Origin of the sequence: Streptococcus oralis, assembly GCF_023109195.1 — a bacterium.
GTDB lineage: Bacteria > Bacillota > Bacilli > Lactobacillales > Streptococcaceae > Streptococcus > Streptococcus oralis_BV.
Genome location: NZ_JALDUB010000001.1, coordinates 957,129 through 982,855 on the forward strand (window position 1 = coordinate 957,129; position 25,727 = coordinate 982,855).

21 protein-coding genes are annotated in these 25,727 nt (G+C 38.5%); 3 read left to right on the top strand and 18 right to left on the bottom strand.

Annotation, left to right across the window (positions count from 1 at the left end):
• Positions 1-95: 95 nt before the first annotated feature.
• Positions 96-350: a DUF3165 family protein gene (locus M1F65_RS04670; RefSeq protein ID WP_000262666.1), complete on the bottom strand. Its 255-nt coding sequence runs from the start codon at positions 348-350 to the stop codon at positions 96-98.
• A gap of 19 nt (positions 351-369) precedes the next feature.
• Positions 370-2,211: a translational GTPase TypA gene (gene typA / locus M1F65_RS04675; RefSeq protein ID WP_000164119.1), complete on the bottom strand. Its 1,842-nt coding sequence runs from the start codon at positions 2,209-2,211 to the stop codon at positions 370-372.
• 158 nt (positions 2,212-2,369) lie between these two features.
• Here typA and M1F65_RS04680 point away from each other — a divergent pair, with 158 nt between their 5' ends.
• On the top strand, positions 2,370-3,095 hold the full coding sequence (locus M1F65_RS04680) for a 16S rRNA pseudouridine(516) synthase (protein WP_049518943.1): 726 nt from the start codon (positions 2,370-2,372) through the stop codon (positions 3,093-3,095).
• 40 nt (positions 3,096-3,135) lie between these two features.
• Here the strand turns inward: M1F65_RS04680 and M1F65_RS04685 are convergent, their stop codons facing one another.
• From M1F65_RS04685 to M1F65_RS04695, 3 genes are all read right to left on the bottom strand, one after another.
• On the bottom strand, positions 3,136-3,369 hold the full coding sequence (locus M1F65_RS04685) for a hypothetical protein (protein ID WP_001088138.1): 234 nt from the start codon (positions 3,367-3,369) through the stop codon (positions 3,136-3,138).
• Positions 3,370-3,455: 86 nt separating this feature from the next.
• A complete protein-coding gene (locus M1F65_RS04690; RefSeq protein WP_049518942.1) occupies positions 3,456-3,836 on the bottom strand; it encodes a rhodanese-like domain-containing protein in 381 nt (126 codons plus the stop codon).
• The gene (locus tag M1F65_RS04695; RefSeq protein ID WP_044135604.1) at positions 3,833-4,066 is read right to left on the bottom strand and encodes a YqgQ family protein; all 234 of its coding nucleotides are present in this window, start codon (positions 4,064-4,066) and stop codon (positions 3,833-3,835) included. Before M1F65_RS04695 ends, M1F65_RS04690 begins: the two co-directional genes overlap by 4 nt.
• A 102-nt stretch (positions 4,067-4,168) precedes the next feature.
• Here M1F65_RS04695 and M1F65_RS04700 point away from each other — a divergent pair, with 102 nt between their 5' ends.
• Together M1F65_RS04700 and M1F65_RS04705 are read left to right on the top strand one after the other, a co-directional pair.
• Complete coding sequence (locus M1F65_RS04700) at positions 4,169-5,077, top strand: LysR family transcriptional regulator (RefSeq protein ID WP_001222578.1); 909 nt, start codon at positions 4,169-4,171, stop codon at positions 5,075-5,077.
• Positions 5,078-5,122: 45 nt separating this feature from the next.
• Positions 5,123-6,922, top strand: a complete 1,800-nt coding sequence (locus M1F65_RS04705) for an N-acetylmuramoyl-L-alanine amidase (RefSeq protein ID WP_247925564.1) — start codon at positions 5,123-5,125, stop codon at positions 6,920-6,922.
• Positions 6,923-6,953: 31 nt separating this feature from the next.
• On the opposite strand, the gene M1F65_RS04710 is transcribed toward M1F65_RS04705, so the two are convergent.
• The 13 genes from M1F65_RS04710 to vex2 form a co-directional block, all read right to left on the bottom strand.
• On the bottom strand, positions 6,954-7,265 hold the full coding sequence (locus tag M1F65_RS04710; RefSeq protein ID WP_247925565.1) for a LiaF transmembrane domain-containing protein: 312 nt from the start codon (positions 7,263-7,265) through the stop codon (positions 6,954-6,956).
• 225 nt (positions 7,266-7,490) lie between these two features.
• Entirely contained in the window at positions 7,491-8,360 is an 870-nt protein-coding gene (locus tag M1F65_RS04715) for a DUF6287 domain-containing protein (RefSeq protein WP_247925566.1), read from the bottom strand.
• 417 nt (positions 8,361-8,777) lie between these two features.
• Complete coding sequence (locus M1F65_RS04720; protein WP_247925567.1) at positions 8,778-15,209, bottom strand: S8 family peptidase; 6,432 nt, start codon at positions 15,207-15,209, stop codon at positions 8,778-8,780.
• Positions 15,210-15,638: 429 nt separating this feature from the next.
• A complete protein-coding gene (locus tag M1F65_RS04725) occupies positions 15,639-16,424 on the bottom strand; it encodes an ABC transporter permease (protein ID WP_247925568.1) in 786 nt (261 codons plus the stop codon).
• Position 16,425: 1 nt separating this feature from the next.
• Positions 16,426-17,244: an ABC transporter permease gene (locus tag M1F65_RS04730; protein ID WP_070569106.1), complete on the bottom strand. Its 819-nt coding sequence runs from the start codon at positions 17,242-17,244 to the stop codon at positions 16,426-16,428.
• A gap of 1 nt (position 17,245) precedes the next feature.
• Positions 17,246-18,238 carry an ABC transporter ATP-binding protein gene (locus M1F65_RS04735; RefSeq protein WP_247925569.1) on the bottom strand — a complete coding sequence of 331 codons (993 nt, stop codon included), beginning with the start codon at positions 18,236-18,238 and terminating at the stop codon, positions 17,246-17,248.
• 318 nt (positions 18,239-18,556) lie between these two features.
• A complete protein-coding gene (locus M1F65_RS04740; RefSeq protein WP_247925570.1) occupies positions 18,557-19,102 on the bottom strand; it encodes a histidine phosphatase family protein in 546 nt (181 codons plus the stop codon).
• 57 nt (positions 19,103-19,159) lie between these two features.
• Positions 19,160-20,092 carry an alpha/beta hydrolase gene (locus M1F65_RS04745; protein ID WP_247925571.1) on the bottom strand — a complete coding sequence of 311 codons (933 nt, stop codon included), beginning with the start codon at positions 20,090-20,092 and terminating at the stop codon, positions 19,160-19,162.
• A 128-nt stretch (positions 20,093-20,220) separates the two neighbouring features.
• The gene (locus M1F65_RS04750) at positions 20,221-21,102 is read right to left on the bottom strand and encodes a class II fructose-bisphosphate aldolase (protein WP_001018995.1); all 882 of its coding nucleotides are present in this window, start codon (positions 21,100-21,102) and stop codon (positions 20,221-20,223) included.
• Between the two features lie 139 nt (positions 21,103-21,241).
• On the bottom strand, positions 21,242-22,570 hold the full coding sequence (gene vncS, locus M1F65_RS04755) for a sensor histidine kinase VncS (protein WP_042902560.1): 1,329 nt from the start codon (positions 22,568-22,570) through the stop codon (positions 21,242-21,244).
• Entirely contained in the window at positions 22,567-23,223 is a 657-nt protein-coding gene (gene vncR, locus M1F65_RS04760) for a response regulator transcription factor VncR (RefSeq protein ID WP_042902561.1), read from the bottom strand. Before vncR ends, vncS begins: the two co-directional genes overlap by 4 nt.
• A 139-nt stretch (positions 23,224-23,362) precedes the next feature.
• Positions 23,363-24,742, bottom strand: a complete 1,380-nt coding sequence (vex3, locus tag M1F65_RS04765) for an ABC transporter permease subunit Vex3 (RefSeq protein ID WP_042902562.1) — start codon at positions 24,740-24,742, stop codon at positions 23,363-23,365.
• A gap of 287 nt (positions 24,743-25,029) precedes the next feature.
• Complete coding sequence (gene vex2, locus M1F65_RS04770) at positions 25,030-25,662, bottom strand: ABC transporter ATP-binding subunit Vex2 (RefSeq protein WP_042902563.1); 633 nt, start codon at positions 25,660-25,662, stop codon at positions 25,030-25,032.
• Positions 25,663-25,727: the final 65 nt, after the last annotated feature.

A 25,727-nucleotide genomic window follows, 5' to 3' on the forward strand; every position in this document is an offset into this window, starting at 1 on the left:
CTACTATTTTACCATTTTTATGAAAATAATACTAAACGAAAATGCTCTAGCCTTCATTCTAGCATAGAAAAAGAGAGCCATAGCTCTCTTTCTATTTATCTTCTTCTGCTCTTTTTTACAGACATGAGCGTAATGTCTCTCAAGCTAAAGTAAGCTAGGGCCAACATGGCGATTGTGACAAAGAATTCTGTCGGTAATTGGAAGATTTGCAAGATGGACAACATCAGCAAAATCAAGAGTGCAACAACTACAAAGACCAAGATAACGATGTTGACTGTTCCTTTGATACTTTGGGGTGTCGCAAATACATAGAGTAGTAATAAGAGTATCCCTATGATTAAATAGACCATCTTTATCTCTTTCTAGCTCTTATTCAGCTGATTTTTTCTTCTTGTTGGCTTTCTCACGCTCTGCCTTGTTAAGGATTTGTTTACGCAAACGGATAGACTCAGGCGTTACTTCCATGTACTCATCGTCATTCAAGAATTCAAGAGACTCTTCAAGGGTCAAGATACGAGGTGTCTTGATAACAGCTGTTTGATCCTTAGTAGCTGAACGAACGTTGGTCATTTGTTTGGCCTTAGTGATGTTAACTGTCAAGTCGTTTTCACGAGAGTTTTCGCCAATGATCATTCCTTCGTAAACCTCAGTACCTGGGTTGACAAAGATGGTTCCACGTTCTTCGATAGACATGATTGAGTAAGTTGTAGCCTTACCAGCATCGATGGAAACAAGGGCACCACGGTGACGTCCACCAATTTCTCCTGGAATCAATGGTAAGTATTGGTCGAAGGTATGGTTCATGATACCGTAACCACGAGTCATTGACAAGAACTCCGTTGAGTATCCGATCAAACCACGCGCTGGAACAAGGAAGACCAAACGAGTTTGACCATTACCAGTTGAAATCATATCCAACATTTCACCCTTACGTTCAGAAAGGCTTTGGATAACAGAACCTTGGTATTCTTCTGGAGTATCGATTTGAACACGTTCAAATGGCTCACATTTAACACCGTCGATTTCTTTTACGATAACTTCTGGACGAGATACTTGAAGTTCATAACCCTCACGACGCATAGTTTCGATAAGGATTGACAAGTGCAATTCTCCACGACCTGAGACAGTCCATTTATCTGGTGAGTCCGTTGGGTCAACTCGTAGGGAAACGTCTGTTTGCAATTCTGCTTGCAAGCGTTCTTCCACCTTACGAGAAGTCACCCATTTACCTTCTTTACCAGCAAATGGTGAGTTGTTGACCAAGAAGGTCATTTGAAGCGTTGGCTCATCGATGTGAAGGATTGGAAGAGGCTCAACTGCATCTGTCGGTGTAATCGTCTCACCAACAAAGATATCTTCCATACCTGAAACGGCAATCAAGTCACCTGCTTTAGCTTCTTGGATTTCACGACGTTCCAAACCAAAGAAACCGAAGAGTTTTGTAACACGGAAGTTCTTCGTTGTACCATCTAGTTTAGAAAGGGTAACTTGGTCCCCAACTTTCACACTACCACGGAAGACACGACCAATACCGATACGTCCTACGAAGTCATTGTAGTCCAAGAGTGAGACTTGGAACTGTAACGGTTCATCTGAGTTGTCCACTGGAGCTGGGATATGGTCGATGATGGTGTCAAAGATTGGCGCCATTGTTTTTTCTTGATCAGCTGGATCATCTGACAATGAAGAAGTCCCGTTGATAGCTGAAGCATACACCACTGGGAAATCAAGCTGGTCATCGTCTGCACCAAGCTCAATGAAGAGCTCCAATACTTCGTCTACTACTTCTGCTGGACGAGCTGATGGTTTATCGATTTTGTTGACAACCACGATTGGGACAAGGTCTTGTTCCAAGGCTTTTTTCAATACGAAACGAGTCTGTGGCATTGTTCCTTCGTAGGCATCTACGACCAAGACAACACCATCAACCATTTTCATGATACGCTCAACTTCTCCACCGAAGTCCGCGTGTCCTGGTGTGTCCATTATATTGATACGAGTTCCGTTGTAGGCTACGGCTGTATTTTTCGCAAGGATAGTAATTCCACGCTCTTTTTCGATATCGTTTGAGTCCATAGCACGCTCTGCCAATTCAGTACGTGCATCAAGAGTTTCAGACTGCTTCAATAATTCATCAACGAGGGTTGTTTTACCGTGGTCAACGTGGGCGATAATCGCAATGTTACGGATATCTTCTCTTAATTTTGTCATGATTTCCTCTAATATTTAAATTTTTATTTCTAACTGAACAATTATACCACAGTCTCATTCAAAAATCACAGTTCAGCTAAGTGTAAATGTTTTCACTCTGCTTTTCTAGTCAAGGCAACTCTTTTCAAAGTCAGAGACTTATGATATGATAAGCTGGTATGCGTTTAGATAGATTATTAGCCCAAGAAATGGTCAGTCGCAAGGCTATGAAACAGGCTCTGTTAAAAAAAGAAATCCTAGTGGATGATTATCCAGCTCGCTCCCTCGCCCAAAATGTTGATACAGGATTGCAAAAACTAGTCTTTCAAGGACGGCAGATTCAAGGATACGAGCACAACTATCTCATGCTTCATAAGCCAAACGGAGTCGTTACAGCTAGCAAGGATAAGAAACTGCCAACCGTCATGGACCTACTCCCACCTGACATCCAGTCTGACCAGCTCTATGCTGTCGGCAGATTAGACCGCGATACGACGGGACTGCTCCTTTTAACAAACAATGGACCTCTTGGCTTTCAGCTCCTTCATCCCCAGTACCATGTCGATAAATCCTATCAAGTGGTAGTAAACGGACCGCTCACGTCAGACCATATCCAAAAATTCAAAGATGGGATTGTCTTTTTAGATGGGACCACTTGTAAACCTGCTCAGCTTGAAATCCTGTCCGCAAGCCCAACAGAGAGCCGGGCCTCCATCACTATCTCTGAGGGCAAATTTCATCAGGTTAAAAAAATGTTCCTCTCAGTTGGTGTCAAGGTGACTGCCCTAAAACGAGTCCAGTTCGGTGACTTTACATTAGACCCAGAACTAGCAGAAGGACAATACCGTTCCTTGAATCCAGAGGAATTGGAAATCATTAAAAACTATTTAGAGATGAGTCGATAAAACAAAAAAGCTTTATATTTAAAGCTTTTTTGTTTTTTGCTTATCTAAAAACTATTGCGATTGCTAGAATCCAGTTAAGAACAGAAACTACAAGTCCTACGATATTGAGAATTTTTTCTGTTTTATAGTCCAGTCCAGATTCTTTTTGGTATGAAAAAGCCAAGACCAATCCTATGATCCCCAAAATCAGACCCACTATTGGCGATAGCAAACCAAGGACGATAGATAAGATACCTAAAATAAGTGAAGGTTTTTTCTTTTGTTGTGAATTCATATTATAAAATCTCCTTAAAATTAATATAAATGATGATACCATAAAATGCAAGCTTTATCTATCATTCGACAGTTTTTAACAGAATGTTAGCTAGTCTTGACTTTCCCGTTCCAAGAATCCAATCCATAAGAAAGGATATAAATCTCAGAAAAACCTTGTTTTTTCAAATAAAGTGCTGCATTGGTCACTCCTTGTCCGCGTTGGTTTTCATAGAGAAGGACAGGTTTATCCTTACGAAGGGCTGCAAGGCTTGACTTCAACTGATTTGAAGGAATATTGCGAGCTCCGAGGATATGTTTTCTGTGAAATTCTGCTGGTTCACGGATGTCAATCAATTGCCCTTTCCGAATCAAGGCTTCAAATTCTGCATTATCCACAATCTTAGCCGCACGACGAATACGAAGGTAGTTATACCCCATCCATGCTGCCATCGCTAGTACGATTCCCCACAAAAACCAAATTGTCATAAGTTCTTATCTCCATTTTTCTCTATGTAGTCTAATTCTATCTTGTGCTCTCTACGAAGAACAGCTTCCGCCTCTAGATAGTCTAGCTTGTCCATCAGACCTGCATCATAGATCCGAGAGAGTTCGAGCTTCATCAGTTCAATATCATACAAACGCTTCCCCATGTAAACAATAATGCCAAACTGTTTGAGAAATTGCTGCACATCATAGAATGTTTTCATAGCTTCCATTCTAACAGATTTTGGAGTTTTTTTCAATACTGGACCGGCTCTTTCCCCCTATTTTCTTCGTCTTCATTGCCCATTCTTCCGCAAGTATGGTACAATAAAAACATGAGAATTCAACAACTACACTATATTATTAAAATCGTCGAAACTGGCTCTATGAATGAGGCAGCCAAGCAACTCTTTATTACCCAACCCAGTCTCTCTAATGCCGTTCGAGACTTGGAAAATGAAATGGGCATTGAAATCTTTATCCGCAATCCCAAGGGCATTACCTTGACTCGTGATGGGATGGAGTTTCTCTCCTATGCCCGTCAGGTCGTTGAGCAAACTCAGCTTTTGGAGGAACGCTATAAAAATCCTATCGCCCACCGCGAACTTTTCAGCGTTTCCTCCCAGCACTATGCCTTTGTAGTCAATGCCTTTGTCTCTTTGCTCAAGAAAAGTGATATGGAAAAATACGAACTTTTCCTTCGTGAAACTCGGACTTGGGAGATTATTGACGATGTCAAGAACTTCCGTAGTGAGGTCGGTGTCCTCTTTTTAAACAGCTACAACCGCGATGTTTTAACGAAAATGCTAGATGACAATCACCTCTTAGCCCACCACCTCTTTACCGCTCAACCCCATATCTTTGTTAGCAAGACCAATCCTCTAGCTAAAAAAGACAAGGTCAAACTGGCTGATTTAGAAGATTTTCCTTACCTCAGTTACGACCAGGGGACGCACAACTCCTTCTACTTTTCAGAGGAGATTCTTTCACAAGAGCACCACAAGAAATCCATTGTTGTCAGTGACCGTGCCACCCTCTTTAACCTTTTGATTGGTTTGGATGGTTACACCATTGCAACAGGGATTTTGAACAGTAACCTCAACGGAGACAATATCGTTTCCATTCCACTGGACATTGACGACCCGATTGAACTAGTCTATATCCAGCATGAAAAAACCAGCCTGTCTAAGATGGGCGAACGCTTTATCGAATACTTACTAGAAGAAGTTCAATTCGATAATTAATAGGAAAAATGAAAAAGAGAAAAAGAAAAAGTTAGGAAATAGAAAGTGAAAAAGATACTACTGACCAGTGCTTTAATCCTTTCAATCGTAGGATTAGCACCCGCATCCGTCTTAGGAGAAGAAAACACTACTCAATCCACATCTGCTGTCAAGGAAGCAATTGCCAAAGAAGAAAAGAAGGAATCGAGTGTTGAGGAAAACTCTAAATCAGAAGTTCTTCCGAAAGTAAATGTGCAAGAAGACAAGCCCAAAAAAGAAGGATGGTACCAAGAAAATCACCACTGGCGTTTTTACCAAGATGATAAACCTGCTTTGAACTGGAAACAAATCCAAGGCAAATGGTACTACTTCGATCAAGATGGTAATCGTCTTCATTCTACTATCTACAAAGGTTATGCCTTTGACCAAGATGGTGTCATGATAGAAAATAGCTGGACCAAACTGGACAATCAATGGTACTATGCTGATCCTTCTGGACGACTAGCTCTGAACACTTGGAAAAAAATCAATGGTTCTTGGTACTATTTTGACCAAACTGGAAGCATGCTCAGCAACACTGCCGTTGACGGCTATCTGCTCACAAAAAGCGGGGCTATGGCGGAAAAGGGCTGGACAAAATTAGATCAAATTTGGTACTATGTCGCTCCTTCTGGAAAGATCTCGCAGGATAAATGGGAGAAAGTCAACGGTTCTTGGTATTACTTTGACAAAGACGGTGGAATGCTGAGTGCGACAACCTTCAAGGGCTACCTCTTCAACCAGAGTGGAGCTATGGCAGAAAACAACTGGGTCAAAATCAAGGATACTTGGTTCTATGCGAACGGGTCAGGGAGATATATCCAAGACAACTGGCAAAAGATTCAAGGTTCCTGGTACTCATTTGACCAGAATGGTGGAATGCTAGCAGACAAATGGAAAGAAAGCTACTACCTTAAAACCAGTGGAGCCATGGCGGAGAATGAGTGGATCTTCGATAAAGCCTACAAGAGCTGGTTCTATCTAAAAGCGGATGGCCGTTATGCAAATCAGGAGTGGATTGGAGCATACTACCTCAAGTCAGGTGGTTACATGGCAAAGAGCGAATGGATTTACGATAACTCTGACAAAGCACGCTACTACCTAGATGATAATGGGCATTATGTTTCAGGAACTTACAAGATAGACGGTAAGGAACACCTGTTCCAAAAATACGGCCAATGGATTTCTGAAGTTTCAACTGAGGGTGGATTTGTGAAAGGCCAATACAGTAACACCATCTTCCTCGATCCCGGACATGGCGGACGAGATTCTGGCGCCTTTTACTACAATGTAGCTGAAAAAGATCTCAATATGCAAATCTACCGTAAACTTCGCACCAAGTTAGAAGAACTAGGCTACAAGGTTCTCACCTCACGTGATACTGATATTGATGTAGATTTCATTACAGAACGTTCCCGTATGGTCAACAAAACCAACTCTGACATTTTTATCAGTATCCACTTCAATGCAACTGGAAACGCATATTCAAAAGCAAGCGGTATTCAAACCTACTCCTATAGCGATGAACCTGATTATCCAAGTAAGATTAATCCATATTGGCACAACCATCCTGATCGCATTAGTGAAAGTAAGCGCCTCGCTGCTGCTATCCACTCCTCTCTCTTAGCCGAAACAGGGGCTAAGGATGCTGGTCAGTTAGAAAGAAGTTTTGCCGTACTACGCGAAACAGCCAAACCAGCCGTACTCCTTGAACTTGGTTATATGGATAATTTCACTGAAAGCCAACAAATCAGAGATAGTCGCTACCAAGATAAACTGGTCGCAGGCATCGTAAAAGGGATCCAAAAATATTACGCTGGTAAATAAAAATAAAGTCTCGAGAAACCTCGAGACTTTTCTATTTGTCTTCTTTTTTATCTGGAAAGAGATAGCCAATGCCTACACAAGCTAGCACTCCCGCACCAATCACCAAACCACTTGAAATTGGCAAGAGATCAAAAATAGCATTTGCAATGATAAAGGCGATAATCAAGCACATCAGACTAGCCTTGTAGTCTTTTTTCAAAAGATTTTCTAGAGTGAAATAGAGGAATAAGCCAACTGGAATCAGTGACCAGAGGTTGACATCTAAACTTGGCCATCCAACAGAACCGAAATACAAGACCAGCGCTGCAGCTACTAAAAATACAAGTCCCAATAATTTTTTCATTTTTTGTCTCCATTTTCTTTTTTATTGACTTGAGTTGTCTGATACTGACCCCTCACGTCCTTTACATGAACCATTATAGCAGAGGAATTTTTCAAGAACAAGCCCGTTTGCCTATCTGGTCAATATCTCTGTCTAAGTGGTTGAATAGTGGTGATAAAAGAAAAAGAAGCCCGTTTGGGCTTCTTGATTCTGCCGATTGTAACAGTATTTTTGAACGAATACCATCTAGTTTTTCTTTTCCTTAGATTCTAGAGAAGATTTGATTGCTTCACGATCAGCTTGCAGTTGAGCTAAGTTCTTTTCTGCTTCCTCAAGTTTACTGGTATTTGGTTTCACACGATAATAAACATCTTCTGGTTTCATTAACATAGACCCATAATCTTGGCCCGAAAGTAGTCTTTCTTCAGCATGATTGCTTTTATCCGTAATCTTTCCATCATCAGCAGGTTGCATAACAACTCCACTTGGAACAGCCACTACTACAAATCCTCCAGCAACAGAATCTTTTACCCATGCACTAATAGACGCTGTCTCAGGGTTACGACTATCTTGACCTTTTGATACCTTTAATCCAACTACAGATTCGTACTTTTGATCATTTGTAAACCAAGTCGCACGTACTTCTCCAGAATCATTAATAATGTATTCATTACCAGATTGACTACGCCAAGTACCTTCTAAACTAGACAAATCATTATTCTTGATTGCTTCAATATCTAGTTTTGGAACGGTAGTTTCTTTCTTCAACTTGCTAACAAGTGCTTCTGCTTCCGTAATTTTGGTATCTAAAGCAGTCAGTTGATCCTTGAGTTTCTGAATTTCCTCTTGTTTATCCTTATCAGTCTCATCCGTTTTTCCTTGGCTTGTAGAAGCTTGACTTGTTGTCTCTTTAGTTGAAACTGCAGACGATGCTTGATTTGGCTCTTTCTTTCCAATCAGAAGATATGAGAAAATACTTACCAAGATGAGAGTGACTAAAACAGAGAGTGCTATGCCAATATAGATTTTTATATTTTTATTCGGAGCCGACTTTGATTCAGACCGCTTAGGTCCATTGATCTCTTCAAATTGTTTTTCCCGTTCTTTCTTATTCATAATTTTCTCCTTTTTGATTGATATTCAGCCAAGCTTACGATACTTCATTCGTTACTATCCATGAACTTTTATGACTTTTAAAAAAAATCCAAGCAAAAATTTCTAGAATAAATAACTATAAAAATATCTCTAGATTGGTATCAAAACAAGTATTTATTACAATACATTATACCACAAAATATAAACAACCGTTTGTAATTATATTTTAAATAGGCCGAAGAAATGGATTTTAAACAGAACCCATCTCCATTAGAAAAAGCCTGTCCTGAGACAAGGCTTTTACATATATCTCTTTTAAATCTCCCATTTTCATAGAAATCTAAATAATATATTTATAAATCAATACTTTCACAAAACTATGTCATCACCTCACTATCTAATCTCAGTACATAAACCATTTTTTCTATAGCTTTTGTCTTAATCTTTATTTTTTCTCTTCAATCCAAGAAAAGCTCCTACTATAAACATGATTCCGGCAGCTAATAGTGTCTGGGCTCCGCTTGCTGTTCCGGTTTTTGGCAACTCATTAGGATTGTTACTAGTTGATTTACTATTGATGTTGGTATTTTTATTAGTTAAGTTCCCTTGTTCATTTAGATAAACGTTCTTGTTAATTTCAAAGTTTTTATCATTTTCATCAGAAACAATACTATTGACATCATTAGTTGAATTAGATTGTGTTTTTTCTTTCTTTTTCGATACATCAAAAGTAGGTTTATTTTCCTCCTCCTTTTTCTCCTCTATTTTCTTGAATACAGGTTTTATAAAGGTATCTTTTGATAGATTAAGAACATAGCCGGCGTCTTTTTTCCCTTCGAAACCAGAAATTTCCCAACCATCAAATTGGTATCCTTTTTCTAATTCACCTTTATAGACAGGTAACATAAAATCTTCTTCCGACACTATCGTTGAACTCATTTCTTTTCCATTTTGAATGGTCACAGTTACCCTATGAGGTTTTAATTCACTTACATCTCCCGTGTCTTTATTTAAAATGAATTCTTTTACGGTAGTATTTCTTGCAAAATCTTTCACAACAATCTTGATGTTTAGTGTCTTATCTGTTAGTTGTTTAATATCATCAAATGATTTATATTCTTTTCCATTTACATAAATATGTTGTTCTTGAATCTCACCATCGAATCCATTATTTCTCTTATCATTGATGTTAAAGACTACAGATTTTCCGTTAGCATATTCGATACTTGTATTTCCCTTAGGATCAATGTTTACTTCTGGTTTTACATTATCATATAAAAATTGATAGTGTACTCCAACCGCTTTCGCATTCAAATCGCTATAGCCAGTTTGAAGATAAACATTTCCATCCATATCTGTTACCTTATCTGGAAATCCGTTTGCTTTATAGTCTTTCATTCCCCAGTCCATGATGTCACCGTCTTTAACATTAAGCTTAATGTTAAAATCTCTAGTGTTATCAATGTGTAAATCTCCATAGATTAAATAATTATCTACAACAGATTCATTAACTCTCAACTCCCAGTTAAAACCACCCTTATCAGAAATCTTACCTCTTAAATAAAATTCTGGATTTCGTACATAAATTTTATTAGATTTAGATGGATTAAAGTAGTTCTTGTCCATTGAGAGGTTTACTGGTTTTGCATCAATAAATAACGTAGAGCCATCTTCTTTAATAGCTTCTACATTGGACTTATCCTCTCCTGTGTACTCTTTACCATCTTTACCAAATAATACCAGTTTAGAAGGATCTGTTACAAGATTGCCATCTTTATCGATTGCCTCCCCTTTATCATTCATTTTAAATGTAAACACTTGATATCTTACAATGTTAAAGCCGTCCAAAGCCGACATTAATACTGATTGAGTACTTCTTCCATCTTCAACATTTCTACTATCAGCATAAATTGTTGTTTCTGATAAGACTCTTAGATTAGGATTGGCCTTTTGGATTTTTGCTATATCTTCCTGGCTATAAACTCCATTCCCTTCTAACATATCCGTTTTTCCAGGATTATAGGTAGTCACTTTTAGTGCATAGCCTTTTCTCAGAATGATATTATCCTTTAACAGATATTGTTGTTTTTCTGAATCAGCATAGATTTTACCAGATTCCATGTCCGTTAAATTGTTTGGTTTGTTTTTTGAGAGATCTCCTTCTCCTAATTCTATTACATTCCCATAACTTGATGCATACGGATATTCTGCTTTAGTTTCCTTATTTTTTTCAGGCATTCTAATTTTAGTTTCAGCTTTTATCTGACCATCATCTTTGACAAAAAACCTCATATCTCCTGCAAAAGCTAATCCATCCACAATATCATTAATATTAGCGTATAAATCAAATGTCATCGTTTTTGAGTGGGAATCATACTTGGTCGTTTTGATTTCTATCGATTTATAATTATTGCCATAATATACCTTGGCATTTTTAGAAACATTACTGATCTTTCCAAGAATTTCAAAGTGTCCATCTTTAGACGGGTTTAGAATGCCATAAATTTTTGATTTGATTTCATCAAGTTTTTCAGTTTCATATTGTAAGGCACTACCATCGTCATAAGCAATGATATTTCCCTTATCATCGTATTTATAATCGTATTCCTCTATTCTCTTACCAGTTTCACTTGTAAAGTCATCAACTTCTCTAAATTTCTTTTTAATTAGTTTCTTTAAGTCTTTAGTTTCAAAGTCTCTAATTGTTGAAATAGTTTTATGAATAGTCAAGCTAGATTTTTCTTCGATAGACTCTTCATTTTCTTGATGATGTTCTACTTCAGTTGTATCTTTTTTAAGACTATCCTCTTTTCTATTTTCTAAATTTTTAAATTTAGATTCGGAAATCTCGCCAAGCTTTTGGTATTTAGATGAATCTTGATCAGGATCTACTAGATAATAGGAAATCATCCCATTTTCATCAGCATGATCAGCAAATTTAATTCTATGAATCTTTGTGAAATTGCTAGAACCGTCTAATGCAATCACTTCAATGATTTTTCCTCTTAAATCTCCTGCACCTTTAATTTCATAAATGGTATTTCCGTCTTTGTCAAGTTTCCTATTTCGTCCTTGACCCTCACCTGCATAAGTGACCTCAAGATTTTTTTCAACCTCTCCATCTTCATTAACAAGAGCGGCCCCAGCATACCAAACTTCGTTGGCAATCTCGTCAAATTTTTCAGGATGTTCTTTTTGATCTCTCGCAAATAACGTTTCATTCTTGTATTGCTCTTTGACCTTGTGATAAGTATCCTTTGTAATTAACTTAATTTTTTCAGGGTTTGAAAAATCAATTGAAACAATCTTTGGAGGTGTGTTATCAATTTTTACAGGAATATAGGAAACCTGCCATGGGTAATCCTTGGTTAATCTATATTTAAATTTATAGAAATATTGGCCTTCCGCAATCGGTTCAAATTGTCCTCGTATCTTAGTAGCAGGATCTTTTTTGTCATTACTTTCTGGGGCATTTTCTTCTCTACCTCTAGGGTTATAAATGAGTCCATCCCATTTCAAGTCACCCCAAACTTTTAGCTTAGAAGATTTAATGCCCTTTGCATCATTTCTTTTAGAGTTTAAAATTCCTTTAATAAAGTGTTCTCTCGAAATGACTTTTAAGTCTTTTTGATTTTCTCCTTCTTTATTTGTATTTACTATTGAAATCACCCCTTCTTCTGCACTTCTTAATACAAGTGGAGAAGGCGTTAATCCTCTCTCAAGTTGAGCATCTTGAGGATTTCCATTTGAATCTAAAGGATAGATTTTAGCAATATTAGAGCCACTTGATGAAGGTGCGTTGATTCCTTCGTTATTGAAAGCAAATAATTCTGGATTTTGATCTAGGGATGTTGTATTTTTATCTTTTCTATTTTGGATAACTCCTGCTGGATTAAATTTATCTATACCATGTTCTCCACCAATCCCCTTATTTAAGGTACCTGGAATTTTTGGTTTACCATCATCATCATAACCTTCCATTGCTTTTGATTTTGATCCTTCTTCCCAGGCCCATTTATCAAGGATTGGTTCGTGGTTCCAATTCCCAGCAAATCCCATTAGAGGCATCGACAAAGAAGGTTGGAAGTTTCTTTTCTTACCGTTGGAGTTTAGAGCTTCCATTTCTTCCACTGACTCAAAATGAATAAATGATTCTACAAATTTATTTTTGTTTTTAGCTTCTCCAACATTTATAACCGCATTTAAATCAAAGCTGGAATTTGGACCTATAGTGAAAGTATCATGCTCAAATGTGATATTTGCTCCTTTGACTTTTTCTGGGTGAATTTCTGGAACAATTTGCTTCCCGTCCGGAGATTTTTCATCTTTATATGTTTCATCGAGTTTTAGCCTATCAGTTAGAGCATCTGTAGTTACAGTTGATGCAGAAACTTTAAAGGTTAAAGGTCTGTTTGAGGTATTGTGAAGCTTAATTGTAAAGTATTTTTTATCACCTTTTATTTCTTTAAGAGAAATGGAACCATATGAATTTACCAAACCTTTAGAATCTGTATTTTTGAAAGTTGCTACAACTTCATTTCTCAAAGCGTTGGCAACATTAATTAGCCCCGCTCCCTGCTGTCTAGGTGATGCAAAGTATTGACTCTTTTCTTTCCAAGAGGTTGCATCCATCATAGGTCTTGCAGTATTTTGTAGAGCTATTTTTGTAAGACTTGTAAGGTCTATTTTGTCATCTCCCTTAAGATTTTTCAAGACAGGTCTTTCAAGCAATTCCTTTAATTTTGGTCGAATCAAAACAGTAGAAGCTGCTACGATTGGAGTTGCCATACTAGTTCCTGACATATAACCATAAGTGGATTTACCATTGATAACATTTAGAGTGGATTTAATATTTTTACCAGGTGCTGAAACATCCGGTTTTAAAAGCAAGTCTGTTCTTGGCCCCCAAGATGTAGACCCTGCTGGGACTATAATATCTTCTTTATAAAGTTCTTTGTCTGTGTCAGCTGCAAATTTAAAGTCAATTTCTTTTTCATCACCTACATTCGGTTTATTAGAATTATAGCTTTCCATATCAATTGGATAGTATTGTTCTAAGTTATCTTTAAAATCTTCCTTATTATTTCTTTTGACTTCAGTTTTTTTATCAGGGTTAATCATGTTCCATAATTTTACACCATCATCTCCTGAAATTGAAAATACTTGACTAGTAGTCCCTTCATCCGCTTCATATCCCATAGCTGGAAGGTCTGTCCAATTATCTCTATTGTAGTAATTTACAGTATTTACAACCATAATGGCACGTGCGCCTTTATCCGTTGCTCTTTTAAAAGCATCTTTTAAATCCTTGGTATAAATTCTATCCATTACTGCAATTTTGCCCTTAAGATCCAAGCCTATCAAATCTTTGTCTTGACCTTTGCCTATATATACAAATTTTAATTTATTTGGAGTTTTTGACCCATCCTCATTTGTTAGGATTTTATTTTTATCGAAAAAAGCTCCTATATTTCTGTATTTAAAACTTTGTCCTCCAATGTTAACCTTATCAAACTCAATGGTTTGATTTTTAGCAGAAGCGACCGCTATCGCATCTTCATGTGCGGCAGTTCGTGTTACATTTCCAGTATCTGTCATTTTCAGATTATTATTGGCTACTAAATCCCAAGAAGAACTTGAAGCAGAAGTCGCAAAATTACCTGTAGCAACAACCATTGGGATTCCAGCTTTTCTTAATGCTCTAATAGCCTCCCAATATTTCTCGCCTACAAGACCTGTTCCCGTAAAGCCAGATGATACCGAAACAACATCGACATTGTGTTTGATCGAATCTTCAATAGCATGAAACATTGTTTCATCACCCGCGAACCCAGATCCTGCGTCAGAGTACATTTTATAAGAGAAAATTTGTGCATTAGGCGCAATTCCATCTATGCCATTAAAGTTCTTGATATCTTTTTCAGTATCATTTCCAGCAAGAATCCCTGCAATATGCATCCCATGTGGGTCAAAATAATCCCTACCATCATCATATTTTTCTACAGTGATTTTACCACCATTATAATAATTGAACGCATGAGGGATTTTATCACTCAACCAATAATTTTTATCAGTGCCTTTTAAATCTTCTTTTTTAAATTTCATTGAGTCTTTGGCATCATCATCGATCCTCATAGCCTTATGCCTATAATCTGTTCCAGTATCGATATTTGAAATGACCATACCTCTACCATCAAAATTTTTCCCAAATGGAGCATTAATAGACTTTAGGTAATCAATAGCTTCCTCAACTCCAATTTCCTTTCTGGCATGATTCATCATTGGTTGGACTTTTTGTGATCGTTCAACCGACGAAACACCTTCCATTTGTTTAATTTTGTCCAAATTATCTGGAGTTGTTTCAATGGCAGCGCCATTAAAAATCGTATTATAGGTATATAAAACTTTTGTATCCTCAAGATTGGATAGTTCCTTAATTACTTTTTCTCCAGATTCTTTATCTTTAAATTCAGCAATATAGACAAGTTTATCTTCTTTTTTAGGATTTTCTGTATCTTTATTTACAAATGAGTTCGCATCATCTCCTTTGGATTGATTGGAGTCTTCTTTGATACTTGCTCCTTCGTTACTAGTTTTTTTGTCTATCTTAGGCTTTCTACTAACAACTTCTTTTTCCTCAATAACTGTTGTCTTCTTCTCCTCAGTATCCTTTGAAGTTTCTATAACATTATGAAGTTCTTCAGATTGTTCATTTTTTTCTGTTTCTTTATCTGCTACTACTTTTTCTTTACCAGAAATTTTTAAAGCATCTTCAGAACTAGGTGCATCTGCTAAAATTACCTCATTGGGGGCATATGCTGCTAAAATAACTGCAGCAGTAGTTAATGACAATACCGTACTTTTTTTCATTATAATTCCTTCATTTTTTATTTTAAACCCAATAGATAGAAAACTTTAACCTTGCTAGCCTTTGTTATAAAAAGTTTTATGACGTATTATCTAGTGGGATAGAGTAGTACATTTATATATAATTGTTAGCTCTCTGAAAAATAGTATATCAATTAAAAAATTTTAAGTCAAGAAAAATTAACACGCATTAATTTTTTTTTTAATGTACATTAAAAAATATAAACCCAAAACTTTCGTAGTTAACTGGGATACATTATCAGCACATTCACACCATCAAAAATAGTAGCAATTAACTGGAATAACTACCAAAATCGCAAAAAGGGGTATGGATAGAATTTATGCCTTAATAAACATGCAAAAACAACCGCTATAATTTTCAACGGTTGTTTGTAACATATTTAATTTTTAACTCTCATCCTATCTTATCTCTTACGAACCCGCACTTTCGTAGGCATCCAAGCCCCTATCCCAGAGTTTTAAAGAAATAACAAAGAAAACAAGGGAAATCAACATCAACCCACCAATGTTAAAGAGCCCGTCTTTGTCCTGCAAGAAATAGCTGGCAGGATAGTAGGCCGTAAAGGCGAAAGGCACGATAAAGCTAATCAACCAACGAAGAAGCGAATTATAAATGGAAATCGGATACTTGGCAAAGTCATTAAACATATAAAAAATGTAAATCATGGCGCCTGACTGCTTGGTCCAAAAAGCGATACTGGCAGTCGCGATTTTCAAGGAAGTATAAATCAAGGTCGCAAAAGGAATGCAGACTAGGAAAAGCAAGAATTTGGGAAGAGTCCAAGCAATACTAGCCATCGTTGTCCCTAGCAAAATACCTCCGACCAAAAGTTCACCCAAGGCATCAATCTGAAAGGTCTCAACCAGAATGTGAAAAAGAGGATTGATAGGACGCGTCAGATACTTATCAAACTCTCCCTTTCTCACCAAGCGTTGTCCCAGAGCCCAGAGATTGTCAAAAAAGAGATGATCTAGTCCCTTGGGAATTAAGGAAAATCCATAGATAAAGGCGATTTCTTGAAAAGTCCAGCCTTCTAAGGAAGGAATGTGTTGAAAGAGCACATTGAGAAACAAGAGGTTCAGGCCTTGAGTCAGAAAAACTCCTAACACGCCCACCACAAAATCGACCTTGTATTCCATGATTTGCTTGATGTATTGTCTGATAAAAATCAAATGCATGCGTTGATATTTTTTCATACTAACCTCCTTGAATAGTGATAAAGGACTGGACTCGTTTCCATATCAACTGAGACAAGCCCACCATCACTATGAGCCAGAAGAACTGTAGCAAAAGCGCCTGAAGAATCTGACTGGCATCGTATTTCCCAACAATGATCATAACTGGAGTATAAATCAAAGATGAAAAAGGCAAGAAGGACAAAATATCAGAAACAATCTTTGGAAAGAAAGCCAAGGGAATCAGACTTCCAGACATAAAGGCCACTATAGAAGTCTTGAGTAGATTGGAACCCCATAGATTTTTAAAGACAAAGGCTGAAAATCCAAAGCAGATATTAAAGAAAAAATTGATCAGGTAGGCTAGGGTTAAGCTAAAGAGATAAAGGATGGTTAATCCCAGTACTTCTACAATTCCTTGCCCAGATAAAATTTTCATCAAGACAATGACACTTAAAAATGGCAGTCCAACAGAGATAAAAATCAACCACTTGGATCCAAGCTCTGTAAAGAGGTAAGAAGCCGCAAAATGCACTGGTCGCAACAAACGCATGATAATGGAACCATCCTTGACCTCCTCCCCAATCATAAAGGAGCTATCTGACCTGGTCAAAAGATTAGTCACAAAACTCATGATGATGTAAAGGGTGATATCTGCCATGCTAAAGCCCTGAATCAAAGACTCTTGCGAGGAATCAAAGACCGCCTTCCAGAGATAGAAAGCCACAAAAGCTCCCATGACATCACCAATCCGATAGAGAATAAAGTTGACTCGATAGCTAATCAACTCCTGAATCCCTGCATTGATAAAGGGTTTATAACGTCTCCACAATTTGACCATCTTAGAGCTCCTTTCGATAGAAGCGACGGATAATATCCTCAATATCCGTATCCACCATCTTCAAATCGCGGATTTCAAAATCAGACAGGGTTTGCTTGATAATATCAGCCGACTGGTAGCGGGAACTGTCGAATTCAATATTGAGGCTGTTTCCTTGTCTATCAATGGTCATATCCGAAGAGCCTTCATAGTGAGAGACAAGATGACTTTGCCCTGGTAGCAGTTCAAAGGAAAGAGTCTTCATCTTGCCAAAGGTCTCCTTGAGCTGGCTAACCGTTCCATCAAAAATCTCTTGCCCCTTATCAATCATAAAAATTCGATCACAGAGTTGCTCAATGTCGCTCAGGTCGTGAGTGGTCAAGAGGATAGTTGTTTCTTCCTCCTGATTGATCTGGGTAATAGCCCGACGAATGTTGTCCTTGACCGAAACGTCCAAACCAATGGTCGGCTCATCTAAAAAGAGAACTTTAGGATTGTGGAGCAAGGAAGCCGCAATATCCGCCCGCATCCGTTGCCCCAGTGAAAGAGTCCGCACGGGGTCTTTGATAAAGTCCTTCAAATCCAAGACTTCATTCAAAAAGTCCATGCGTTTATGAAAGAGCGAGTCCGGCACATCGTAAATCTCTTTTAAGACCGTATAGGTCTCTTGCAGAGCCAAATCCCACCATAGCTGGGTACGTTGTCCAAAGACCACACCAATATCTTTAACATAATCCTGACGATTGTCCTGCGGAATCTTGCCGTTAATCCGACAAAAACCAGATGTCGGTTTTAAAATCCCTGTCAGCATTTTGATGGTTGTTGACTTCCCAGCACCATTTGCGCCGATAAAACCTAGAATTTGGCCCTTGGGTACCTCAAAAGTCAAATCCTTGACCGCTTCAAAGGTCTGCTTTTCAGGATGAATAAAGGAGCGCAAAGCCCCTTTCAAGCCTGGTTCCTTAACAGTCTTCACAAAATTTTTCTGAAGATGTTCCACTTCTATCATTGCCATATCTATCTCCCTATCGCAAGGAATAGCAACATTGTATTTTTGACTACAAATATCTAAATCCTTACTTTCTACAACTTCTACATTTTATTACTACAGAAGGCTTTATACCAACCTATTATAGTCCAATAAAAACTAGAATGCAAGCGTTTGCCTATAGATTATGAAATTAGAGATTTCTCTCTTAAAATAATACTTTTGAATCAAAATTCTGGTTTGATAATTTCCTAGAACACTAAAAAAACCCTGCCCACTGGGCAGGTTACGAACTGTAAAAAGAAAACTATTTTGATCAATATAATTCACTATTTAATCAAAGAACTAATCTTTCATAATTCTTTTCACAATCCCATTTCTATCAATTAGAAAACAATCTGGAAAGGTCATTTGCTCCCATTTTTCATAATCAAAACTGGAATCAAAGTGATTTAGTAGTATTCCTATCAAATTCCCGTGTGAACTAAGTAAAATCGTTTTTTCTGAGTATCTCTCTTCCAATTCCATTAAAAAATTTAGTACTCTAGCTAGTGCGTCTTGATTTGATTCCCCTTCTGAAAGAGATTCACTAGGATTTTGCCATAAATATTTAATACTGTCTTCAAACTCAGAATCTTTTATAAAGGTTGAAGATAATTTTCGCTCTCGTAACCGATTATCAAGAACTATTTTATCAAATTGAATTGGCGAGCTATTAATCGTTTCAAATGCTCGTTTATAAGGACTAGAAAAATAATAATCAATATTAAAAAAATTCAAAAACTCTAACTGGTCAAGAGATAAAAATCCTTTTTCTGACAAAGTTCTATTAAAATCATCACTTGAAAATTTTGAATGAGCATGTCTAAGTAAAATATAAGAATTATTCATAAGTCATTACCTTTCAATTATTGTCATCAGTCTAAAATTAAAATGATCTCTAAACCATCAATTACTCTTTAAAAAATCTTCAATCTGAGAAACTATTTCATGACTTTTATAATGATAGAGGTCATGAGGCGCATCCATATAGACGACTTGAACATTAGACTGGTCGCTTGCAAATCTCTCTGCATAACGTCGCCACTCAAATTGGCTAAAGCTAGTACCATCACCATTAGAAACCATTAGTAAGGCCGGAATTTTCGGATTAATGTTTGAAGTAACTTTCTTGGCATTTTCCTTTACCGTTTGGGATTCATGAAACATAGCTTGTGACATCAACTGCTTATAAGCTAGAAGTTTATATTGTTTTCGTTCACTTTCGATCAGAGTTTGATTTTTTATATAAAAAGACTCAGGGAAGTAGCGTAATAAACCAATCTTGCTGCTCCAATATGCCACAGTTGACAAGGCCTGATTTTGCTTTAAATCCTCATAACTTGACGGCAGTGCCCAATCCAGACCAATCAAGGCTTTCACTTCATCAGGATACTTCTCCTGCCAAGCCAAACTCTCTAGACTAGCCATGGAATGAGACAGAATGATAAACGGCCCTGTGATATTTGCTTGGGAAAGAGCTTGGCGAGTCTCAGACAAAACATCCATCACATCTCTTGAATGATTGCTATCATCACTATAACCATATCCCGCTCGCTCCACGATGACTACCTTATATCGTTTCGATAAGGATTCCGATACATTTTTAAAGTCCAATATGGGAGAAGCAATACCAGCACCTGAGAGAACTACTATAGTCTCAGGTCCATCCCCTTCAACGTAAATATTTATTTGATGTCCATTGACAAGAACTTGTTGTCCCATAGGTGATAGTGAGGCTTCTTCCTTTTCCAAACTGATACGGTGAAAGATGAATGTAGCGAGTAAAAACAAAAGAATGAAACTAAGAATGCCAAGAAACCATTTTTTCAGTATTTTCATAGCATTATTGTACAAAAAATAGAACCTTTTAGCAACTTAAGATTGGTTCTTCTACAGTATATTCGCTATATATCCAGACACAAAAAACCCACCCAATGGGCAGGTTTCATCTGTATTGTTCAGCTAGATTATGCTTTACCTTCTGAACCGAATACGTCGATACGTTCTTCAACTGATGCTTGGATAGCTTTTACACCGTCAGCCAAGAATTTACGTGGGTCGAAGAGTTTTTTCTTGTCGTATTCTGCTTCGTTTGCTTCGTAGTCACGAGCAAATTTACGAGTTGCGTTAGCGAATGCGATTTGGCATTCAGTGTTAACGTTAACTTTCGCAACACCAAGTTTGATAGCTGCTTGGATTTGGTCATCAGGAATACCTGAACCACCGTGCAATACGATTGGGAAGCCTGGAAGAGCTTCTGTCAATTTCTTCAAGTGGTCAAGGTCAAGACCTTCCCAGTTTGCTGGGTAAGGACCGTGGATGTTACCGATACCAGCTGCCAAGAAGTCGATACCAGTTGCAACCATTGCTTTAGCGTCTTCGATTGGAGCCAATTCACCTTTACCGATGATACCGTCTTCTTCACCACCGATAGTACCAACTTCAGCTTCTACTGAGATACCTTTAGCGTGTGCTTTTTCAACAACGTCTTTAGCCAATTTAAGGTTTTCTTCAACTGGAAGGTGTGAACCGTCAAACATGATTGAAGTGTAACCAACTTCGATACACTCAAGTGCATCTTCGTAGTGACCGTGGTCAAGGTGGATAGCTACTGGTACAGTGATACCCATTGACTCAACAAGGTTAGCGATCAAGTTGCGAGCAACTTTGTAACCACCCATGTATTTAGCAGCACCCATTGAAGTTTGGATCAAAACTGGAGCTTTTTTAGCTTCTGCTGCACGCAAGATAGCTTGAGTCCACTCAAGGTTGTTTGTGTTAAATCCACCAACTGCATAACCGTTGTCACGAGCTGCTTGGACAAATTTTTCTGCTGAAACGATTGCCATTTGTCAGGCCTCCTATATATTTTTTGGGACATCCCATTTACATTGTTCATTTTATCACTTTTTGATAAAAAAAGCTAGTTTTTCCCATACTTTAGATTGAATTTCTTCCAACTCAATCAATGTAAACCCTTTCTTTCTTTTAGTCTTGAATGACTTTGGGATAACGTATGAAGAAGGTCAATCGATCACCCTGCATCTCAAAATGATAAGGTAATTTCTCGTGTTCTAATAAACTTTTGACCACAAAGATCCCCATCCCCGAACCCTTGGCCTTGCGACTAGCATTGTCAGAAAAAGACTGGGCCAGTTTTTCCTGTTCTTCAGGACTACAGCTATTCTCGATAAAGAGTTCTCCTTCTCTCTCGCCGATATGAACCAAGCCACCTGGAGTGGAGTGCTTGATAGCATTGCTGATGAGATTCGATAATATCAGTTTCATGACAGATGGGTTTATGTAAGCCTGCTGATGGGTTAGGCTAATGTCTACCTGAAGTTCTCTCTCCTTGGCTAGCAAGGCATAATCCTTAACCAGACTTTGCGTCATCTGAAGGAGGTCAACCTCTTCTTTCTCGTCTCGCAATTCCTGAACAGAGGAAAGAGACAATATCTGGAGAACGTGGTGACTGAGGTCGTCCACAATCCCCAAGGCAACTCCCAGATAGTGGTCTCTATCCTTATAACGACCGATATTTTCTTTCATATTTTCGATTAGGATTTTCAAACTAGCCAGAGGGGTTTTCAGCTCATGAGAAGCCCCTCGTAAGAACTCAACCTTCATCTTCTCCAGCTGGAGAATAGCTTCATTCTTGTCATGCAAGTCCGCAATGACAGTCAAGAGATGCTGGTAAAGGCTATTGATTTGTTCCTTGAGATCACCTATCTCATCCTTAGAATCCACGCGCAATCGCACTTGAGCATCTAGTTCCATCATTCTACGGGTCACCCGCTTGATTTCCAAAATCGGGGCAACAATGGTTCGAGCGTAGATGTAGGCTACCAAGAGGGAAATCAGAAAGGATGCCAGCAAGGTATAGGGGAGAAATTGGAGACTAATCTGCTCTGCTTCCTTTTGCAAGTCCATTGAAGCTAGAAATTGGAGAGTCATAGTGCTACCATCTTGCGTTTTTACCTCACGCTCCTCGATAAAGAGAGAGGTGGTCTGGCGGTCTGTGTCCAGAGGAAGATTGTCCTTGACTTCTAACTTGTCCTCGGTCATCTCTCCTTTGACGGCCCCCTTAATATCACTAGTCTGGGAATACAAATCTAACACTTGCTCGATGTTCTGCCTATCCTTTCCTTCTAGGGACTGGGCAATGGCTGTCGCTTTCTGGCCAATGGTTTCCTGACGATGACTCAGATAAGTCGAGGGAAAGAGAAAATAAATGGCTAAATGAAGACAAATAACCAGAACACTAAAAATCGAGAAGGTATAGATAAATATCTTTGTAAATAAACCTGTTCGTTTCATTTTCGCTCCAATTTATAACCAACATTGCGCACAGTGAGAATACAATCCAAGTCTAGCTTTTTCCGCAGTTCCTTGATATAGACATCAATAACACGATCAAAGGGGACCTCATCTGTCGCCTTCCAGACAGCATCGATAATCTGAGAACGAGTCAAGGCCCGTCCTTCATTTTTCACCAGATAGTCCAGAATTTCCAACTCTTTGGCATTGATAGCCACTTCTTGACCTGCGAGGCTTGCACTGTAACTCTCAAAGTCCACCTTGGTATCCTTATAGGAGAAGACTCGTCCTGTATCGTAGTAGCGCTTGAAAATCGCGTCTACCCTCACTTTTAAGAGGGAGAGGGAGAAGGGTTTTTCCAGATAGCCGTCTGCTAGAGAAGCAAAAGCGCTCATCTTATATTCCTCATCCTGAAAGGCGGTCAGCATCAAGACAGGAACCTGGCTGCTTTTACGAATCTCGGCTAGGACTTCTAGGCCATTGAGCTTAGGCAACTGGATATCCAGTAGTACTAGGGCTACTTCATAGCTGGAAAATTTTTCTAGAGCTTCCTGACCGTCTGCTGCCTCAATGGTTTCATAACCACAATCCGTCAAATAGTCACTGATTCCCTCACGGATCATCTCTTCATCTTCTACAATTAAAATTTTCATAGAAAAACGTTTCACATTCCTTTAATTTTCTTTTAAATCATCTCTGTTTCATCCCGATAGGAAGAGTATTATCAAGACAAAACAGATAAAAATGCTACCTATATTATACCCCATTTAGGGGAGAATAGGTAGCAAGTTTTTATTCGCTATCGAGCAAGAGTTCTTTTGGTTGTTTTCTGAGGAGATTGCTTGAGGCAAGCGCCATAACGAGAACCACTAGAACCAGAGCAAGGACAAAGACGATGATAAAGTCTGATGTCTGAATAGAAATATCTAAGCTCGACAAGGTCTTACTAAAGCCGTCTACTTCTGCACCACCACCAAGATTAGAGGCTTGAGCAGCCTTGCTGGCTTGCTTGGCAACACCTGAAGTGACATTGGCAAGAACAGTATTTCCGATTGCTCGAGCTGTGTAGTTGGCTAGGAAGTAAGCCGAAACAAGAGCAGGAATGGCAATCAAGATCGATTCGGTGATGAATTGCCCCAAGATACTTGCCTGCTTGAGACCGATAGAGAGGAGGATTCCCACTTCCTTGCGACGGGCGTTGATCCAAAGACTAAGCAAGAGTGCAAGGAGAAGGACTGAGAAGCTCAAGCTACCCCAGAAGAGGAGGTTGGCCATCTTGTACATACCAGAGATGGATTGCTCAAGAGCTGGGTAGTTAGAGGAGCTCTTCACAAGTGTGTAGCTCTTCCAGTTGATACCGCTGATACCATTCAACTCTTTCATGACGTCATCCAAGTTCTTGTCTGCTGTTACAAAGAAGGTTGCGTCCCCATAAATAGCTGTGTCTTCTGTGTATCCATAAAGTTTTGCAGCTGTGTGAATGTCTGTGATAGCTGTATTTTCATAGAGTTCTTGTGAATAGGTTACTGCTGACTTATTGTGACCATCAAAGAGCCCCTTGATTGTCACTTCGACTGTTTCCTTGGCACCTTTTTCATTGTCTGCATCATAGACATTAGAGTCCAATTTGACCTTATCTCCGACTTTCCAACCGTGTTTGGCTGCCAAGTCCTTGTGCATGAGAATCTTGTCCTTGTCGTCGTTGGTTAGGTGCTCACCTTCAACCAGCTTATATGAGCCAGAGACAAATTTATCTTCTTTAGATGAGTCATTGACACCTGTAATCATCAAACTGCTTCCAAACCGTTTGGCACGGTCTGCAGTGAGATTTTTCTTGGTTTCTGGCGTTTCGATGAGGTCGTATCCAGTCAAATCTCCGATAGCGTTGATGCGTTTAACATAAGACTCGATGGCCTTATTTTCGGTGATTTTTTTGATATCCTCACCCTTGATATTCCCAGAACCACGTGGCGTTCCTTGATTGACGCGACGATTGATTTGCATGGAGAAGCTATTGGTGATATTTTTAAAGGTCTCCTGAGAAGCCTTGGCAGTAGCTCCCTTGATCGACAAGCCGACCAAACTCAAGCTCGCCATGAGGAGAATAATCAGGAAGATAACAATCGATTTGAAAAACTTCCTTGTAACATAGGCAAATGCGTTGTGTAACATAGGTTCCCTTTCTAGATTTTGTTCTATTTCAATGTCTTATAACTTATATAAATTATTTTTTAACTATTTCCCTTAGATTGTGCGGACGGGAGCAACTTCCTGTAGGAATTTCATCCCTAATTTTTGAGCCATATGTCTCAAAAATTCCGGCCTAGATAATAACTTTGTTATTATCTAGGCTATCACTACTGCGGGAAATAGTTGTTACAGACTCACTTCGTTTATTATTTTACTTTACACGTATCTGGTTACCAACTAATACTATTTTAAAGTTTAATAACTAGATTCTATATTTCAGTCAGTTTCTTATCCTTCAATTCAAGTGTAATATCTGACGCTTGTGCCACTTCTTTACTGTGGGTGACGACGATCACACATTTACCTGTTTTCTGGGCAAGTGATTTGAGCAGTTCGATAATATCTCCAGCAGTTTTAGGGTCCAGATTTCCTGTTGGCTCATCAGCTAGAATAACTGGAGCTTCTGAGACTAAACTGCGAGCGATGGCTACACGTTGCTGTTGACCACCTGATAACTGGAGAACGTTCCGCTTGATCTGACTTTCATCCAAACCAAGCTCAAGAAGTGTATCCTTGCTTGCTTTTTTGTTGACCAAGCGGATATTTTCCAGCGGAGAAAGATAATCTATCAAGTTATAATTTTGAAAGACCAGGGAAATATGGTGCATGCGATGGTATGAATACCCCTTGTTCCGAATGTCCTCTCCTTGGAAAAGGATAGAACCTTCAACAGGACTATCTAGACCAGCCAGTAGGGACAAGAGAGTGGATTTTCCTGCTCCTGACTCACCAATGATACTATAAAATTTTCCGGGTTCAAAATTATACTTGATCTGATATAAAACTGCTTCAGCAGTGTTCTTATAACGGTAGGTAACATCTTGCAATTGTAATAAAGTCATGATTTCTCCTTCTTATACTCAATGAAAATCAAAGATTAAACTAGAAAGCTAACCGCAGGTTGCTC